The 16,845-nt window shown below is 38.9% G+C and carries 14 protein-coding genes; 7 read left to right on the plus strand and 7 right to left on the minus strand.

Annotated elements, in window-relative coordinates:
- Positions 1-5 precede the first annotated feature (5 nt).
- Positions 6-1,595 (plus strand): hypothetical protein, encoded by a 1,590-nt coding sequence (locus ABWU87_RS02575; RefSeq protein ID WP_353333008.1) that lies wholly within the window; start codon positions 6-8, stop codon positions 1,593-1,595.
- 215 nt (positions 1,596-1,810) lie between these two features.
- Here the strand turns inward: ABWU87_RS02575 and rpiB are convergent, their stop codons facing one another.
- The 5 genes from rpiB to ABWU87_RS02600 form a co-directional block, all read right to left on the minus strand.
- Positions 1,811-2,245 carry a ribose 5-phosphate isomerase B gene (gene rpiB / locus ABWU87_RS02580; protein ID WP_353333009.1) on the minus strand — a complete coding sequence of 145 codons (435 nt, stop codon included), beginning with the start codon at positions 2,243-2,245 and terminating at the stop codon, positions 1,811-1,813.
- Between the two features lie 28 nt (positions 2,246-2,273).
- Entirely contained in the window at positions 2,274-4,289 is a 2,016-nt protein-coding gene (locus ABWU87_RS02585; protein WP_353333011.1) for a transketolase family protein, read from the minus strand.
- Between the two features lie 321 nt (positions 4,290-4,610).
- Entirely contained in the window at positions 4,611-5,762 is a 1,152-nt protein-coding gene (gene galK, locus ABWU87_RS02590; RefSeq protein ID WP_353333013.1) for a galactokinase, read from the minus strand.
- Between the two features lie 36 nt (positions 5,763-5,798).
- Positions 5,799-7,094: an MFS transporter gene (locus tag ABWU87_RS02595; RefSeq protein WP_353333014.1), complete on the minus strand. Its 1,296-nt coding sequence runs from the start codon at positions 7,092-7,094 to the stop codon at positions 5,799-5,801.
- 40 nt (positions 7,095-7,134) lie between these two features.
- Positions 7,135-8,229 carry an aldose epimerase family protein gene (locus ABWU87_RS02600; RefSeq protein WP_353333016.1) on the minus strand — a complete coding sequence of 365 codons (1,095 nt, stop codon included), beginning with the start codon at positions 8,227-8,229 and terminating at the stop codon, positions 7,135-7,137.
- Positions 8,230-8,607: 378 nt separating this feature from the next.
- Between ABWU87_RS02600 and ABWU87_RS02605 the strand changes: the two genes are divergently transcribed.
- The 4 genes from ABWU87_RS02605 to queF all read left to right on the plus strand — a co-directional run bounded on the left by ABWU87_RS02605 (position 8,608) and on the right by queF (position 12,121).
- Positions 8,608-10,110, plus strand: a complete 1,503-nt coding sequence (locus tag ABWU87_RS02605; protein WP_353333017.1) for an OmpP1/FadL family transporter — start codon at positions 8,608-8,610, stop codon at positions 10,108-10,110.
- 188 nt (positions 10,111-10,298) lie between these two features.
- Positions 10,299-10,979, plus strand: a complete 681-nt coding sequence (locus tag ABWU87_RS02610; RefSeq protein WP_353333019.1) for a queuosine precursor transporter — start codon at positions 10,299-10,301, stop codon at positions 10,977-10,979.
- Between the two features lie 5 nt (positions 10,980-10,984).
- The gene (gene queC, locus ABWU87_RS02615) at positions 10,985-11,644 is read left to right on the plus strand and encodes a 7-cyano-7-deazaguanine synthase QueC (protein ID WP_353334399.1); all 660 of its coding nucleotides are present in this window, start codon (positions 10,985-10,987) and stop codon (positions 11,642-11,644) included.
- A gap of 21 nt (positions 11,645-11,665) precedes the next feature.
- A complete protein-coding gene (gene queF / locus ABWU87_RS02620; protein ID WP_353333021.1) occupies positions 11,666-12,121 on the plus strand; it encodes a preQ(1) synthase in 456 nt (151 codons plus the stop codon).
- A 37-nt stretch (positions 12,122-12,158) separates the two neighbouring features.
- On the opposite strand, the gene ABWU87_RS02625 is transcribed toward queF, so the two are convergent.
- Positions 12,159-13,955 (minus strand): DNA polymerase III subunit gamma/tau, encoded by a 1,797-nt coding sequence (locus ABWU87_RS02625; RefSeq protein WP_353333023.1) that lies wholly within the window; start codon positions 13,953-13,955, stop codon positions 12,159-12,161.
- 116 nt (positions 13,956-14,071) lie between these two features.
- On the opposite strand from ABWU87_RS02625, the gene ABWU87_RS02630 reads away from it, so the two are divergent.
- Positions 14,072-14,404: an FtsB family cell division protein gene (locus tag ABWU87_RS02630; protein ID WP_353333025.1), complete on the plus strand. Its 333-nt coding sequence runs from the start codon at positions 14,072-14,074 to the stop codon at positions 14,402-14,404.
- A complete protein-coding gene (locus ABWU87_RS02635; RefSeq protein ID WP_353333027.1) occupies positions 14,401-14,739 on the plus strand; it encodes a hypothetical protein in 339 nt (112 codons plus the stop codon). The genes ABWU87_RS02630 and ABWU87_RS02635 overlap by 4 nt, the downstream gene beginning before the upstream one ends.
- A gap of 1,319 nt (positions 14,740-16,058) precedes the next feature.
- On the opposite strand, the gene lpxA is transcribed toward ABWU87_RS02635, so the two are convergent.
- Complete coding sequence (gene lpxA / locus ABWU87_RS02640) at positions 16,059-16,832, minus strand: acyl-ACP--UDP-N-acetylglucosamine O-acyltransferase (protein ID WP_353333029.1); 774 nt, start codon at positions 16,830-16,832, stop codon at positions 16,059-16,061.
- Between the last annotated feature and the right edge of the window lie 13 nt (positions 16,833-16,845).

Consider the following 16,845-nt stretch of genomic DNA (forward strand, 5'->3'; position numbering starts at 1 on the left):
TTGCAATGGACCGGAAATTAAGGATAAAGATATTGATTCTTGCCTCTGTTCTGCTTTCTCTGATAGGAGCGGGGGTATTCTTTTTTACTAGCCTTAATGCTCGTGGACGGAATGCGGGGATTAACCTCTATTCACTTGTTCCACCAAATGCATGTGCGGTTTTCGAAACAAGGGAGCTTTCAACGTTAATGAAAGATTTGAACTATGCATCTTTCAGAAAGGAATTTTCTAGTCTTAAGCTTTCGCGTATTGCCAATGATGTGAGAGAGCATTTTGATGAATTGACAGCCTCTGCTCCGCATGGCTTGGGCGAGAGACTGAACCGGATGTTAATCAGTTTTCATTCTCCCGGTAGCGAACTGGATCAGGTTATCTACTTTTGTACGAATCCTGGTGACGAGAAATGGATTGAACATCAAATTCGCAAATATCGCTCAATCGATTTTCCTTCAAAAAATGTTTCTTATAAAGGACATCAGATTGAAATTTTACCAATGGGAGGAGATCTGTTTCTCTGTTGCTACAAATCTTCTGGTTTTATGACTGCCAGTTACAGCAAGAAGCTGATTGAACAGGTTATTGATGCCCGGTTAAGCGGACAATCGCTTCTTTCAGATCCGTTGTTCTCACTCTCTCATGACCAAAAACGGCTTAATGGCATTTCAACGTTGTATCTTAAGATGAAGGAAGTGGGATGGAGTGAACTAGACCTCAATCTAGGACGCGATGCACTCTATTTTTCAGGTATCAGCATTGATGCTGATACCAGTTCATCGTTTGTAAATGCACTTAAGCTGCAAGTGCCAATCGAACATTTATCTGGAAAAGAGTTCCCTGAGTCTACCTATTATATTAATCAAACAGCTATTTCTGAATTTAAATATATAGCAGCAAATGCATCGAGGAGACAATATGCTTTAACTGATTATCCAGATTATATAAGAGAAGCGGATGTAAATCTGATGCATTTCCTGATGGGCAATGTGGCAGGTAGTATGATGGGACTTTCATTTTATGCAGCCGATTCAGTACGCCGGCCTCTCTCGCTGCTTGCCATTCCACTGAAAGATTCCATTAAGACAGAGAATGAACTGAAATTGTTCCTGCAAAACAATTCTATGCAGAGGAAAATGCCTATTTCGCCAATGGAGATATTGTATGCAGGTAATAAAAATTATAGGTTCTATTCTCTTCCACAAAATACACTTTTCTCACAGTTGTCTGGCATTGCAGATGCTGATTTCAAATCTTGTGCGGTGTTCTACAAAAATTACCTGCTGTTGGCTCCGAAGCCGATTGATATAATATCATATATTACCCAGGTAGAAACATTCTCTTCTGTAGCTGAATCTACTCTGTACAAAAAATTTGGTGCCAGACTTGCTCCCGGATTTAATTATCTGTTGATTGCCGATCTGGCTGAATTGAGCCACTTCTCGGAAAGCCGTTCACGAATGATACCTGATTTTTTCTTCTCGCATGGTGAATTCTTCAGTCATTTCATACTCTCAGTGCAGTTTGTTTGTAAGGATGGAGTTATTCATCCCAGCATGTCGCTTGCCTATAAGAGGGGCCCGACAGATTGGAAACAGTGATGTTTTCCAGTTGTATAATATTTTCTGATAGAAAATAACATCTTATGAAGTAGCCGCCTTTATTTTCCTCTTAATTATCTGATGCTCTATTGAGAATCGAGTTTGATAATGAAAAATTTAAGGCTGAATGTCGAAACCGATGATCTGGATTTTATAATAAATAAAAATCCCGCCTGAAAACAAGCGGGATTTTCTTATTTGGAGAAATTGCTATTTTATTTTACAGGAATTTTTTCAATCCGTTTTTGGTGACGTCCGCCTTCAAACTCGGTTGAAAAAAAATCAGTCATGATTTGGTCGGCTTCTTCGGTAGAAATAAACCGGCCTGGCATAACCAGAACATTAGCATCGTTGTGAAGACGTGCAAGTTTTGAGATTTCAGGATTCCAGCAAAGAGCCGCCCTGATTCCCTGATGCTTGTTAAGTGTCATATTGATGCCATTACCACTGCCACAGATGGCAATTCCCGGATAACATTCACCTGCTTCTACAGCCAAAGCAAGCGGATGAGCGCAATCAGCATAATCACAGCTATCTGTTGAATATGTACCAAAATCTTTATAGGCCCAACCTTTAGCTTCAAGCCAGCTCTTAACGAACTGCTTCAATTCAAAACCAGCGTGGTCTGAGCAAATTCCAATTGTTTTCATTTTAATCTGTTTACAGTTTATGTAAGGTTTATAACATCGCCTTTACCTGATTGTATACATTCTCAGCAGTGAATCCTAATTTCTCGTCAAGCACCTTGAAAGGAGCAGAGAAACCAAATGATTCCAGACCAAATACCTTTCCGTTGGCACCAGCCAAACCTTCAAGATTTACCGGAAGGCCAGCTGTCAGACCAAATACTTTGGCTCCGGCTGGGATGATTGATTCCTGGTATTCTTTGCTTTGGTTGCGGAATAATCCTTCAGAAGGAACAGAGACAATGCGAAGTTTGAGTCCATCTTTGCGAAGTAGCTCAGCTCCTGCAACAAGTGTAGAAACTTCAGAACCTGATGCGATCAGGATTACATCTGGGTTTTCGTCTGAGCCAGCAACGATGTAAGCTCCTTTGGCAGCTTCTGCATAATTGGTTCCGGCAGGCAGATTAGCTACATTCTGACGAGAGAAGATTAATCCTGTAGGTGTGCAGGTATTTTCCATAGCCAGTTTCCATGCTATTGTAGATTCGTCCGAATCAGCAGGACGAAGAACCAACATGGAATTCTTGCCGCTGTGGTTTTTAAGTTTTTCCATCAAACGGATTTGAGCTTCCTGTTCTACCGGTTCATGAGTAGGCCCGTCTTCACCAACGCGGAATGCGTCGTGCGACCAGATAAATTTAACCGGAAGTTCCATCAATGCAGCCATACGGATTGCAGGTTTCATGTAGTCGGAGAATACAAAGAATGTTCCGCATGCCACAATTACCCCACCGTGAAGAGCCATACCAATGCAAACACACGCCATGGTTAGCTCGGCTACACCTGCTTGCAGGAAAGCTCCACTGAAATCACCTTTTGTAAAGGCATGAGTCTTATTCAGGAATCCATCAGTCTTATCAGAATTTGATAGGTCGGCAGAAGAACAGATCATGTTTTCAACTTTAGTTGCCAATACTCCTAAAACGGCAGCAGATGCACCACGGGTTGGAATACCAGCTTTTTGCTGGATGCCTGCCCAGTCAATTTCCGGTGTTTTACCTGAGAAGAAATTCTCTAGTTTTGCTGCAAGTTCAGGATTAGCTTTCGCCCATTCTGCTTTAGCGACATATTTTTCAGCAACAATCTTTTTCAGTTCGGCTGCTCTCTTATTATACAGGTCCTGTACTTCAGGGAAAATCTGGAAAGGATTGGTTGGATCGCCACCAAGGTTTTTGATTGTTTCATCAAATGAAGCACCGCTGGCACTTAATGGCTGTCCATGAGTAGAACATTTACCTTCGAAATTCTGGAGTTCGGCTGTGACAGCACCTTTCCCCATAATTGTTTTACCAATTATGATTGTAGGACGTTCTTTTTCTGCTTTAGCAGCAGTCAAAGCCTTACGGATTTCATCAGGATCGTTGCCATTAATGGCTAATACATTCCAGTTCCAGGCTTCATATTTCTTTGCGATATCTTCGCTGGTTACTTCGTAAGTATCCGTTGATAGCTGAACATCGTTTGAATCATAAAACATAATCAGGTTGTCAAGTCCCAAGTGTCCTGCCAAGCGGCCTGCACCCTGAGATACCTCTTCCTGAATTCCTCCGTCAGAAATGAATGAATAAATGGTTTGATTCATAACCTCTCCAAAGCGTGCTTTCAGGAATTTTGCAGCGATAGCGGCACCTACTGCATATGTATGTCCTTGTCCAAGCGGACCGGATGTGTTTTCAATTCCTCTCATTACGTCAACTTCCGGATGGCCTGGAGTACAGCTACCCCATTGACGGAACTGCATTAGTTCTTCGATTGTATATTTACCTGTTAAAGCTAAAACAGAATATAGCATGGGAGACATATGTCCGGGATCAAGGAAAAAACGATCGCGACCTTCCCATTTTGGATTTTCGGGATCATATTCTAGAAATTCGGAGAAAAGAACGTTGACAAAGTCTGCACCACCCATAGCACCACCGGGGTGACCTGACTTCGCTTTTTCTACCATAGAAGCTGCTAAAATACGCACATTGTCGGCTGCGCGATTCATTAGTTTACTATCGTTCATAACTATTAGTTCATTAATTTTCGTGCAAAGATAATGCTTTATGACTAATAACTAGTTAGAAAAATATTTTTTTTAATAAGCCGATGATTCCTGCAGGCTATTTATCGCATTAACTTTCGTGATAAATTGATTTATTTGTATAACAAAAAGACAAATTCGCAACTACTTCTTTACTCTTCCAATCTGGAGATTGGTCTTTCAGAAGTAGTTTATTCCGTGTAAACCAGAACTGCATGATATAATTATTATGACTCTATAGAATAAACAAAAAAAGGTGTACTGTTCAGAACAATACACCTTTATATTATTTAAATATACTGATTATGCCAATTTGCGAGAACCGTCGCTGATAACTACATCGTATACTTTTGGAGCTCTGCCGAATTTAGCAGTGAATGATTCTTTTGCATCAGCAATGAATGAATCATAAAGCTCTTCTTTAACGAGGTTGATGGTACATCCACCAAAACCACCACCCATAACGCGTGAGCCAGTCACACCGTTTTTCTTGGCGCAGTCGTTCAAGAAATCAAGCTCTTCGCAACTTACTTCGTAAAGTTTGCTCATACCGTGGTGAGTACCATACATCTTTTCACCTACAGTTTCGTAATCACCTTTTTCTAAAGCATCGCAAACGTCGAGTACACGTTGAATTTCTTCAATTACGTATTCAGCACGCATGTAATCTTCTTCAGTTACATCGTTCTTCACAGCCTGAAGCATTTCCATTGTACAGTCGCGAAGGAATTCCACTTCCGGGTGATTCTTTTTGATAGCAGCAACTACTGTTTCGCAAGAATGACGACGCTTGTTATATGCTGATGAAGCAAGCTCGTGTTTTACAACTGAGTCAAGCAACACAACTTTATAGCCAGTTGGGTTGAATGGGTAATACTTATACTCCAAAGAGCGGCAGTCCAGACGAATCAGGCTACCAGCCTTACCGAATACAGAAGCAAACTGATCCATGATACCGCAGTTTACACCGCAATAGTTATGTTCTGTTGCTTGTCCGATTTTAGCCAACTCAAATTTATCGATTCCGCAGTTGAACATTTCGTTCAGAGCATAAGCGTATGTGCTTTCCAATGCTGCTGATGAAGACATACCTGCACCCAGAGGAACATCACCTGCAAAAGCTGTATCAAATCCTTCGATTTTACCACCTCTTTTGATAATTTCGCGGCAAACTCCAAAGATATATCTAGCCCAGCTAGCTTCCGGAGCATCTTCTTCATTCAGACCGAATTCAGCATAATCGTTTAGGTCGATAGAGTATGCTCTTACTTTATCTGTACCATTTATTTTGATTTCGGCTACCATTCCTTTGTCGATTGCTCCCGGGAATACGAAACCGCCATTGTAGTCAGTGTGTTCACCAATCAGATTAACACGTCCGGGTGAAGCGTATACAGAGCCAACTTCACCATTAAAGCGTTCTGAGAAGTGACCTCTTACATATTGTAAATCCATGATATTATTTTGAAAGTTATGAATATTATTATTAAATTATTCTACAGGAATGTCCTTGTTGACATTTTTGCAACCTACTAATGCATAGTAAAGTATGAAGCAAATTGCGGCGAAAATTACCCAGTAACTAGTCATGTAGCTGCTGGTGATATCAGCCAAACCTCCTTGGATAAGAGGAAGGATACCTCCACCACAAACCATTACCATGAAAATACCTGATCCCATTGATGTGTATTTTCCAAGTCCTTCAACTGCAAGGTTGAAAATTCCTCCCCACATTACAGAAGTGCAAAGACCGCAAAGAACAAAGAACATAACATTAATAGGCACAATAGCTGTTCCAAAGCTGATGTTTGATTTAAATACCGGCATAGAAACTGTTGTGTCGATAGGAGCAAAGATACCGATTACCAAGAATATCAAGGCTAATGTACTAACTGTTGTCAGCTGTACCTTACTGGAAATTTTACCACCGATACTTCCACCTACCAAACGACCAATCATCATAAGGAACCAATAAGTTCCAACAATGGTACCTGCCATGGCTGTGTCCATACCAAAACCTTTTGCTCCTTCTGCATCTTTGGCAGTAGTAAGGAACAAGTTCACAAAGTTAGGAATACCAACTTCAATACCAACGTACAAGAAGATAGCTACAGTACCTAAAACGAAGTGACGGAAAGACATTGCGCTGTGTTTTTCTTTTACCTCTTTTTTTGCTTCTTCTTCTCCATATGGTTCAGGGATATTCATTGTGAACAGTACGATGAATGCTAAAGCAAAGATACCCATTGCGATAAATAATGCAGGAGCTGCATCACTGATTTGTGCACGTGCTGCATCACCAATGAGGTAACCAACTAGGATAGGAACGATAGTTGCAGAGATAGAGTTCAAAGAACCACCAAACTGAATAAGTTGGTTACCTTTTTTACCTCCACCACCAAGTGTATTCAACATAGGGTTTACTACTGTATTCAACATACACATAGAAAAACCGGAAATAAATGCACCAGACAAATAAATGCCGAAGCTGCTTGCCAATCCAGAAACATATTGAATACTTACACCGAAGAAACCAACTGCAATAGCAAGAAGAGCTGTTTTCTTATATCCTATCTTTTTTAATAGCATACCGGCTGGAATACCCATAAACAGGTATGCAATGAAGTTTGCTGCATTTCCTAACTGAGTCATCCAGTTAGCAGCGTTGAATTGATTCTTTACGATTATTCCTAGCGGATTGGTAAGTCCGGTAACGAATGAAATCATTGCAAAGAGAGCGAACATCATTGCAATAGGCAATGCATAATTCTTTTTTTGTTGTGTCATGGCTTTTTTAATTGTTAATTATAAAATGTAGTTTATTTGATTATTTTTCTATTCCAAATTTGTAAATTGTAGTCTGATTGTACTCTTCACCCGGATTAAGTACTACTGATGGAAAATGAGGTTTGTTAGGAGTGTCGGGGAAGTGTTGTGCTTCAAAGCATATAGCACTTCTGGCCGGGAAAGTGGTGCCATGTGCACCGCTGAATCCGTTCAGCCAGTTGCCTGTATATAGTTGTACTCCAGGTTCTGTAGTATATACTTCCATTGAACGTCCGCTAAGGGGTTCAACACATTTAGCTGCAAAGCTAAGTTCTCCCGGTTCTTTTTTATTTAGTACAAAACAGTGGTCATAACCAGTACCATTAACTGTTTGTTGGTCTTTATCATCAATTCGTTCTCCTACTACATGAGGTGTTCTGAAATCAAATGGAGTTCCGGCTACCTTAATAATTTCACCGAATGGGATGCTTACTTCGTCAATCGGGATGAAATAATCTGCGTTGATAGTAAGAATATTATTCAGAACAGTTGGAGTAGGATTAGCAATACCTGCCAGATTAAAGAAACCATGATTGGTCAGGTTAACTATCGTTGTTTTATCTGTGGTGGCTTTGTAAGTTATTGTAAATTCGTTGTTGTCCGTTAATGAATAAGTCATATTTACAGTCAACTTACCAGGAAATCCTTCTTCACCATCTTGAGAGGTATGTTTGAATTCTACAGTCTGCTCGTCTGTCTGTTCTGCATCCCACACAGCTGTATGGAATCCTGTAGGACCACCATGTAATGAGTTGGGTCCATTGTTGATGGCTAATGAATACTCTTTACCCAGCAAGGTGAATTTTCCTTTTGCTATTCTGTTGCCATAACGGCCGATCGTTGTACTAAGGAAAGGTTCGGGACTTTTGATAACGTTCTCAATGCTATCGTGACCTAAAATTACATTTGCATAGTTTCCGTTTTTGTCCGGTACCATAATAGCAAGTGTGGCCGCACCGTAGTTGGTTACAGCTATTTCCATGCCATTTTTGTTTTTAAGAATGAATAAATCAGTTGATTTACCATCTATTGTCTTTTTAAAGTCTTCACGCTTAAGGCCTGATAGGTTTTCCTGAGTATTTGTGGTGTTAATCATGTTTGTTCTCATTTTAAGTAATTCCCTGCAAATAAAGTCAAATTCTTCCGTTTACCAAAATATATTTCTTAAAAAACGGCTCCCATAATAAAGAAAGTTTTTCTTTATTTCATTAATATAAGTTTCATCTTTTGCTGTAATTGGGTATAGATAATTTTTGCCTAATTTGAATTATAAGGAAATACAATGTAAATATGTTATATTGTTAAATAAGGTTTGTTTTATATATATCGTTATTTATATGTTACATTTGAAACAGTTATTTTTGCGATAAATGGCGTATATTGTTGGTCTATGGTAAAATAAATAACAAATAATGCTTGTTGTATTTGGTTTTGTATTAACTTTGCAGCCAAAAATTATTAAAGAATAAGAAATATGAGAAAAACATTTCAGCTTTTTGTTTTATTAATAACAGTTTCAGTCCCAACATTTGCGGGCGGACTTTTAACTAATACAAATCAGCATATTGCTTTTTTGCGTAATGTAGCTCGTGGTGCTTCGACTGAAATTGATGCAGTTTATTCAAATCCGGCCGGAGTAGCTTTCATGAGTGATGGATTACATCTTTCATTGAACGGACAGAGTGCTTTCCAGACCAGAACTATAACTTCAACATTCGCACCATTCGCTGGGAATGGTGGAAGTAAAATGAAAGAATTTAAAGGTGAAGCAACAGCTCCGTTTGTTCCAAGTTTTCAGGCTGCTTATAAGAATAATAATTGGACCTTTTCGGGTAGTTTCGCTATAACCGGAGGGGGTGGAAAGGCTACCTTTAATGAAGGTCTACCATCTTTCGAATCTCAGGTGGCAATGATTCCGGTGCTACTTTCAAATTCAGTAATTGCTGGAAGTAAACCATTTGCAGGTACAACCAGCTATGCTGTAAATAGTTACATGGAGGGTCGTCAATATATTTTTGGTCTACAATTGGGTGCGACTTATAAAATATCTGATAACTTGGCAGTTTTTGGTGGAGGAAGAATGAATTACGTCAGCAATGCCTATTATGGATATTTGAAAAACATCAGAGCTAATCTTGCCGGAGGTGAAATGATGAATCTGAATCAATATTTTACATCAGCAGCCAATCAATACACGACTGCTGCTTCTCAGTATACAGCAGCAGCTGCTGCAGCTACTGCTGCTGGAAATACAGAATTAGCAAGTCAATATACGGCTGCAGCTTCTATGGCTACCAATGCTGCTGCAACAGCCGCAGGTGTTGCCATTAAAACTGCTGATAAAGAACTGGATTGCACTCAGAGCGGGTGGGGAATTACTCCGATTATCGGTCTTGATTATAAGTTGGATAAATTTAACTTTGGTGTGAAATACGAATTTAAAACCAACCTGAATGTCGAAAATAAAACAAAAATCAACACAACCGGAGTTGCGGCTTATGATCATGGAATTAATACTCCAAATGATATTCCAAGCTTGTTGACTGTTGGTGCACAATACTCAATTCTTCCTTCATTACGCACCTCAATCGGATGGAATCATTACTTTGATAAGGATGCGGAGATGGCAAATCAGAAACAAAGATATTTGAGTGGAGACAGTAATGAGTTACTGGCTGGTGTTGAATGGGATATCACCGACAGAGTGCTAGTTAGTGGTGGTTACCAACGTACAATGTATGGTCTGGAAGATAATTATATGTCTGACATGAGTTTTACTACAAACTCTTACTCAATTGGTATGGGAGCCGCTTTTAAACTAAACAAGAGCCTGAAGCTGAATGTAGCATATTTCTTTTCTAAATACGATGGATATACAAAAGAATCGGCTAACTATAATGGAACCACTTTGCCAGGGACTGATGTTTTTGGTCGTACAAACAAGGTGTTTGGTGTTGGTGTAGATTATTCTTTCTGATAATATATACAAGACTTACTAACTAAAATATGTAATGGGCGGCCATAAGGTCGCCCATTGTTTTTCCTACTTTTAACAGTAACATCGCATTCTGTTTTCATTATAATTACTAACTTTGCACCCAATTAAGAAATGCGATGCCTTGAATAAAGGTCGTGTGCTTGAACACCACGTAAAAAACAAGAATTATGAAGAATAAAGTTTCTGTATCATTTATGCTTATGGGCATACTATTCAGTATGTGTCTTGTATTATCGAACATTCTGGCTGTTAAACAGTTTGAGATTTTGGGTTTCCCCTCTACCGCCGGATTGATAATTTTTCCCATTTCGTACGTAATTAACGACTGCATCACTGAAGTTTGGGGCTTTCGCAAAGCCAGGCTTATAATCTGGATTGCATTTGCCATTAACTTTCTGGCAATATTGCTGTTTCAAGTATCGGTCGCTCTTCCGCCTGCTGCCCATTGGGGTATGCAAAATTCTTATGCTTCAGTACTTGCTCAAACACCTCGTATTGCATTAGCCAGCCTATTGGCTTTTCTAGTAGGATCTTTCCTGAATGCGTTTGTAATGAGTAAAATGAAAATCTTACATAAGGGCAAGAAGTTTGGTCAAAGAGCTGTTGCTTCAACCATTGTAGGTGAGCTTGCCGATACTTTTGTTTTTACTACTATCGGCTTTTTATTTGTGATACCATTGAATGTTGTGATACAGATTATCGTAGTGGAAACAGTTGCTAAAACATTGTTTGAGATACTAGTTCTTCCGGTTACACGTAGGGTGGTAGACTTTGTGAAACAGACTGAAGAAACGGATGTTTATGATACCGACATTTCTTACAGCGTAATTAAAATAAATGAAATTTGATGAAAATGAGAAATAATGAATCGGCTGTAGTCTTGTTTAGCGGAGGACAAGATTCCACAACCTGTCTATATTGGGCTAAAAGAGAATTTAAGAAAGTATACGCCCTGTGTTTTAAATATGGTCAGAAACACCAGCTAGAAGTCGATGTTGCAAGGGCTATTGCAGAGAAAGCAGACGTAGAATTTCGTCTGATTGATGCTTCTTTTATCAGTAGTTTAGGCAGTAGCTCGCTGACCAATAATTCCATTGAGATGGATGAAGAGAAACCTTCCGATTCATTTCCGAATACATTTGTGCCAGGTAGAAATCTGTTTTTTATAAGTATAGCAGCTGTTTTTGCACGAGAAAAAGGAGTACGTAACTTAGTGACAGGTGTATCTCAAACCGACTTCAGCGGTTATCCTGATTGTCGCGACTCATTTATTAAATCGCTCAATGTAACCCTTAATTTGGCAATGGAAGAGCAATTCCTGATTCATACACCACTTATGTGGATTGATAAAACAGACACCTGGGCTTTGGCGGATGAACTGGAAGTGTTCGATGTGATACGAAATGAGACGTTGACCTGTTATAATGGAATACTTGCCGATGGTTGTGGCCATTGCCCTGCATGCAAACTAAGAAATAAGGGTTTACAAGAATATTTGAATAGAAGAAAATAATTATTGGAAATAAATTGAATTATGGCAGAACTAAAAGAACAGCTCTCATTATTGGGGGGTAAAACGGAATATAAAAATGATTATGCTCCTGAAGTTTTAGAGGCTTTTGACAATAAACATCCGGGAAACGATTATTGGGTGCAATTTAATTGTCCCGAGTTTACAAGCCTTTGCCCAATTACCGGCCAGCCTGATTTTGCGGAAATACGCATTACATATATTCCCGATGTGAAAATGGTTGAGAGTAAAAGTCTGAAACTGTATCTCTTCAGCTTTCGTAACCATGGAGCTTTCCACGAAGATTGTGTGAATATTATCATGAAAGACCTTATTAAACTGATGGATCCTAAATACATTGAAGTAACCGGAATATTTACTCCACGTGGGGGGATTTCTATTTATCCTTACTGTAATTACGGTCGTCCGGGAAGCAAATACGAAGAAATGGCCAATTATAGGCTGATGAACAGAAAATAATCATTTTGATTTTATATAATATGAGAGGCCTTTGGGTTTAGTTAAGTTCTAACCCAAAGGTCTCTTTTAATTTTAGTAGTTCGGGGTTTTTCTGAGCCATCATCTGAAAACGCTCTACTCTTCCGTATGCCCGGACAATTTCCTGCGGTTCGCTGACCCTTACATTCATTGTAATTTTACTGTTGTGCAACTGTCTGCGCAAGTAATTCTGGATTTCGGGAATCATTGCTGTCATGTCTTTAGCAACAATTTCATTATCTACCACCATCTCGAAAGCAGTGTCTGATATTAGTTTTGCTGGAGAATTTTTCATTCGCATCATAATTCCTCTTTGTTCAATAGGAAGCGCATTAGCAAATTCTTGCCAGTAGTGGTTCAGGTCTCTGTCATTGATGTTATAATCTTCCTCGATAGCCCTGTTCAGTGTAGGGTTTTGTTCGGCAACCTTTGGCTGCTCATCCTGAACATTCCGGTATGGATTTTTTATAGATACACCTAGACTTCCGGCCTTCATAACCGGAATCTTCTTTTCCTCTTTTTTCTGAGGAATAGGAGATTTATGACCTATAGAGATTGTTGCTGTTTGAGCAATGTTCCTTGCAGGTTGCAAATTTGAGGCAGTCTGACTTTTGTCTGTAGCCTGAATCGTTGTCTCTTGTTGAGGCTGTCCGTTATCGGACTGATTGAATATGGGTTTTATAGCTTGTTTAGGGCCACGCCCATGGCTTTCATCTTCAGGTTCCGATGTTATCTGTGCTATTTGAATTAAGGTGAGTTCCACCAGAAAACGCTTGTTTTTACTAACTCTGTAGTTCAAATCGCACTCGTTGGCAAGCTTCATTGCCTTGTATAAGAATTTTGGAGTGCATTTTGTAGCCTGTTCTCTGTATCTTTCACGAATGCTGGCACCAACCTCAAGAAGCTGAAGGGTTTGTTCATCTCTGCTGACCAATAGATCGCGGAAATGAGAGGATAGCCCTGTAATGAAATGACCTCCCTCAAAGCCTTTGTTTAAGATGTCGTTGAAAATAAGCAGTGAATCTGCCACCTTGTTTTCAATCAGCCTGTCTGTTAGTCGGAAGTAGTATTCGTAATCAAGAACGTTCAGATTTTCAATAACACTTTTGTATTGTACATTTCCTGCTGTAAAGCTTACTACCTGGTCGAAGATGGATAGTGCGTCACGCAGACCTCCATCCGCTTTTTGAGCAATTACGTTTAAAGCATCTGGTTCGGCATTTATACCTTCTTTTTGAGCTACGTAGGTAAGGTGCTCTACTGTGTCTTGTACGCTGATTCTGCTAAAATCGTATATCTGACACCTGGAAAGAATTGTAGGCAGTAACTTATGTTTTTCTGTTGTTGCAAGAATAAAAATTGCATGTTTTGGGGGTTCCTCCAATGTTTTCAGGAAGGCATTGAATGCCGCGGTTGAAAGCATGTGAACCTCATCGATGATATAAACTTTGTATCTGCCTATTTGTGGCGGAATGCGTACCTGTTCTATAAGCAAACGTATATCGTCTACACTATTGTTTGAAGCTGCATCAAGTTCATGGATATTATACGAACGCTGTTCATTGAAGGCAAGGCACGATTCGCACTCATTGCAAGCTTCACCTTCGTTTGTCAGATTCAGACAGTTTATGGTTTTAGCAAAAATTCGTGCACAGGTAGTCTTGCCAACTCCTCTTGGACCACAAAAAAGATAGGCATGCGCAAGTTTTTGAGAGGCTATTGCATTCTTCAGTGTGGTGGTTAAGGACTTTTGACCAACAACAGATTCAAAAGTTGATGGACGATATTTTCGGGCCGATACGATATAATTTTCCATATTCCTGGATACATTCTATAATTCAATCTCTGCAAATGTACATTAAATTATCGATTAAGTAAAACGTACGTTCGGAAATATTTCTATCTTTGTAACCACGTATAACTTGATGTAATATGATTAAACTTCTTACTATTTGGAATTTTATCAGAAGACATAAATACTGGATTACGGTATTTGTTTTTCTTGCAATCATCGGTTTTCTTGACGAAAACAGTATGGTGCGGCGTGTTTCTAATATCCGGAAGATTAATAAACTTCACGAAGGCATTAAAGAGTATCAATCTGAATACGATGAGAATACTAGGCGCCTGAACGAATTAACCACCAATCCTCGTTCAATAGAAAAAGTGGCTCGTGAGAAGTACCTCATGAAAAAATCGAATGAGGACATTTATGTTATCGAGGAAGAAAACACAGAAACTACAGAAAACGAAACTCAGAAATGAAAAAATATACTTCTTTATTATTCCTTTTGGGAGCAGCGCTGGTGTTGATTGGTGCAGCCTCTTACATTACACGCTGGACTTTATCTCCTTATGTATTTTCTGCCGGAGCTTTAATTGTTGCTTTGGTTCAAATTTTACTCACTCCTTATAATGGGAATGATCTGATTGTAAAGCGTCTTCGCCGTCAGCAGATATTGGGGGCTATCTTTCTGGTTGCTTCCGGTGTGCTGATGTTTGCACTTCCTCATGGTAACGAGTGGATGCTTTCACTTACAATTGCTGCTGTATTTGAGTTGTATGCTGCATTCCGAATGCCAAAGACAGACGTTGAATAATCTCTTTTAGCTCTCTCTTGCATTAAGAGATTCTTTATAGGTCCTTAATTTTGCACGCTTAAATTAAATAGTGACATGCAAACCTTTCTATGCAAATGTTTTGAATAGGTTTTTTTATCAGAAACTTGTAATCAAAAAATAAATTCAATTCCTTGAGTTTAATTTCTCTTGTACAAAACAATCTATTCTTTTGTACAAGAGAATTAATTGTTCTGTACAGAAGAATGCATTGTTTTGTACAAGAGTTAATTAATCTGTGTAGTAGGAATATATATTCCCGATATACTTGTTTCGGGGCAAAAGTACTTTATCATATCCGGTGGCGAATATACTCTATTAACCAAACAGGAAATAGGCTACCTCAAAGTATGTGTTATTTGGAAAGACTGCGAAATAAAGAACGCGAAAAAGATAAACCATCTCTATTTTCATTGCAATAATAAGGAAGTTTTGGGATAAAAACTATTGGCGGCAGGGACACGAAGTTGCTTTGTCTATTTAAATTGAATTATATTTGTTGCAGTTTTTTCTCGATGAAGGAATCTGGTTGATAATATGTGTTAACATATAAATGTCGATAGGAATGTTATTCTGGTGTGCAATGCTAAGACTGTTAGCGTTTTACATACAAGTAAATTATGCATTAAAAGAAATAAATATATCTAAAAATACCAAATTTTAAAAAGCATCACTACCTTCTCCGAAAATGGGAATTCATAACCGTCAATTTGAGGGGGTAAAGCACCTCTCTCTTCTGAAACGCCCTGCTGGTGGGGGTGACAAATTTCACACCGAACCATATAAAAGAACTATTTTACAGAACTTTGTCACACTGTATAATTATTTCATATCTTTTTAATCAACCACTCATACTTCACAATCAGATGGTTCTTTTCTGTCTGCTGCAATTTTGAGTCATACACAAACTTACCCGCTATTTTCCAATGAATGCGATGAAAATCACAGAACTGGAAAAGCGGAAGTCAACTTTGATAATAATGAGATAACATCCATGCCGTTTCCTCATTTTCAGAAGAATAAAAACCATCGACCGGTCATTCAAAGACAAGATAGTAAGGATAACGACCTGGATATATTTGATGTAAAAAAGATGATGAGTGTATTTTAAACAATTATTGAGAAGCATTGGAAAGAAAAAAGTCCCGCTGTCTTTAAAAAGAGCAACGGGACTTTCAAAAACTAAGACGGGCTTTTAAGTAAAGTACCGCCATATTTTGTTTATTTCAACCAAGGAATATGACTTTTCCCTGATTAGATTTTCTACCTTCTGGTATTTACCTGAATCAATGCTACCTTAATCAGGAAATAATTCCTTTTTTAGATTCTCTGATGAAATTGATGATGTTTTCAATTTCCTCGCTCATCGGAACCTCTTCTTCAACCCTGTGTAAGGCATCTGTGGTGCTTACTCTCGCGTGAAAAATCAATTCATACGCATGGGCGATATGACCGATTACTTCTTCAGAAACATTATAGTGATTCAGCAACTTAACATTTACACCGTAATAACGGGTCGGATTAGTAGTTGTGATAATATAAGGAGGAATGTCTTTCTTAAAGCGGCAGCCTCCCTGTATCATACTCCAGCAACCTACATGGGTATCCTGAAACATGCTGACCTGTGAACTGAATATCACATGCGAATCAATGATGCAGTTTCCAGCAATAATTGAGTTGATGCCAATCACACAGAAATTATCTATCTTGCAATCATGGCATATATGAACTCCTTCCATAATAAAATTGTCATTGCCTATGATGGTTTTCCCATCTTTAATAGAAGAACGGGCTATCAATACGTTTTCACGAAAAACGTTGTTGTTGCCAATTTCCAGAATGGTATCACCGCCATGGTAAGAAAAATCCTGCGGGGTTGCTCCCAGAACTGAATTCTGGTAAACCTGATTGCCATCGCCCATACGGGTACCGTTTAAAATACTTGCGTATGGCATAATGGTGCAGTTGTTCCCAATCACTACATTTTTATCTATATAGGCAAATGGATGTATCGTTACCCCTTCGCCAATCTTTGCTTCGGGGCTGACAAAAGCCAATGGGCTGATTGTGTTCATATGCATTTTATTT

This window comes from Bacteroides sedimenti (assembly GCF_040365225.1).
Lineage (GTDB): Bacteria > Bacteroidota > Bacteroidia > Bacteroidales > Bacteroidaceae > Bacteroides > Bacteroides sedimenti.

Bases quoted from the DNA above. Each gene is read 5' to 3' on its own strand.
- ABWU87_RS02575 (WP_353333008.1), top strand. From the start codon at position 6: ATGGACCGGAAATTAAGGATAAAGATATTGATTCTTGCCTCTGTTCTG.
- rpiB (WP_353333009.1), bottom strand. From the start codon at position 2,245: ATGAAAACAATTGGAATTTGCTCAGACCACGCTGGTTTTGAATTGAAG.
- ABWU87_RS02585 (WP_353333011.1), bottom strand. From the start codon at position 4,289: ATGAACGATAGTAAACTAATGAATCGCGCAGCCGACAATGTGCGTATT.
- galK (WP_353333013.1), bottom strand. From the start codon at position 5,762: ATGGATTTACAATATGTAAGAGGTCACTTCTCAGAACGCTTTAATGGT.
- ABWU87_RS02595 (WP_353333014.1), bottom strand. From the start codon at position 7,094: ATGACACAACAAAAAAAGAATTATGCATTGCCTATTGCAATGATGTTC.
- ABWU87_RS02600 (WP_353333016.1), bottom strand. From the start codon at position 8,229: ATGATTAACACCACAAATACTCAGGAAAACCTATCAGGCCTTAAGCGT.
- ABWU87_RS02605 (WP_353333017.1), top strand. From the start codon at position 8,608: ATGAGAAAAACATTTCAGCTTTTTGTTTTATTAATAACAGTTTCAGTC.
- ABWU87_RS02610 (WP_353333019.1), top strand. From the start codon at position 10,299: ATGAAGAATAAAGTTTCTGTATCATTTATGCTTATGGGCATACTATTC.
- queC (WP_353334399.1), top strand. From the start codon at position 10,985: ATGAGAAATAATGAATCGGCTGTAGTCTTGTTTAGCGGAGGACAAGAT.
- queF (WP_353333021.1), top strand. From the start codon at position 11,666: ATGGCAGAACTAAAAGAACAGCTCTCATTATTGGGGGGTAAAACGGAA.
- ABWU87_RS02625 (WP_353333023.1), bottom strand. From the start codon at position 13,955: ATGGAAAATTATATCGTATCGGCCCGAAAATATCGTCCATCAACTTTT.
- ABWU87_RS02630 (WP_353333025.1), top strand. From the start codon at position 14,072: ATGATTAAACTTCTTACTATTTGGAATTTTATCAGAAGACATAAATAC.
- ABWU87_RS02635 (WP_353333027.1), top strand. From the start codon at position 14,401: ATGAAAAAATATACTTCTTTATTATTCCTTTTGGGAGCAGCGCTGGTG.
- lpxA (WP_353333029.1), bottom strand. From the start codon at position 16,832: ATGAACACAATCAGCCCATTGGCTTTTGTCAGCCCCGAAGCAAAGATT.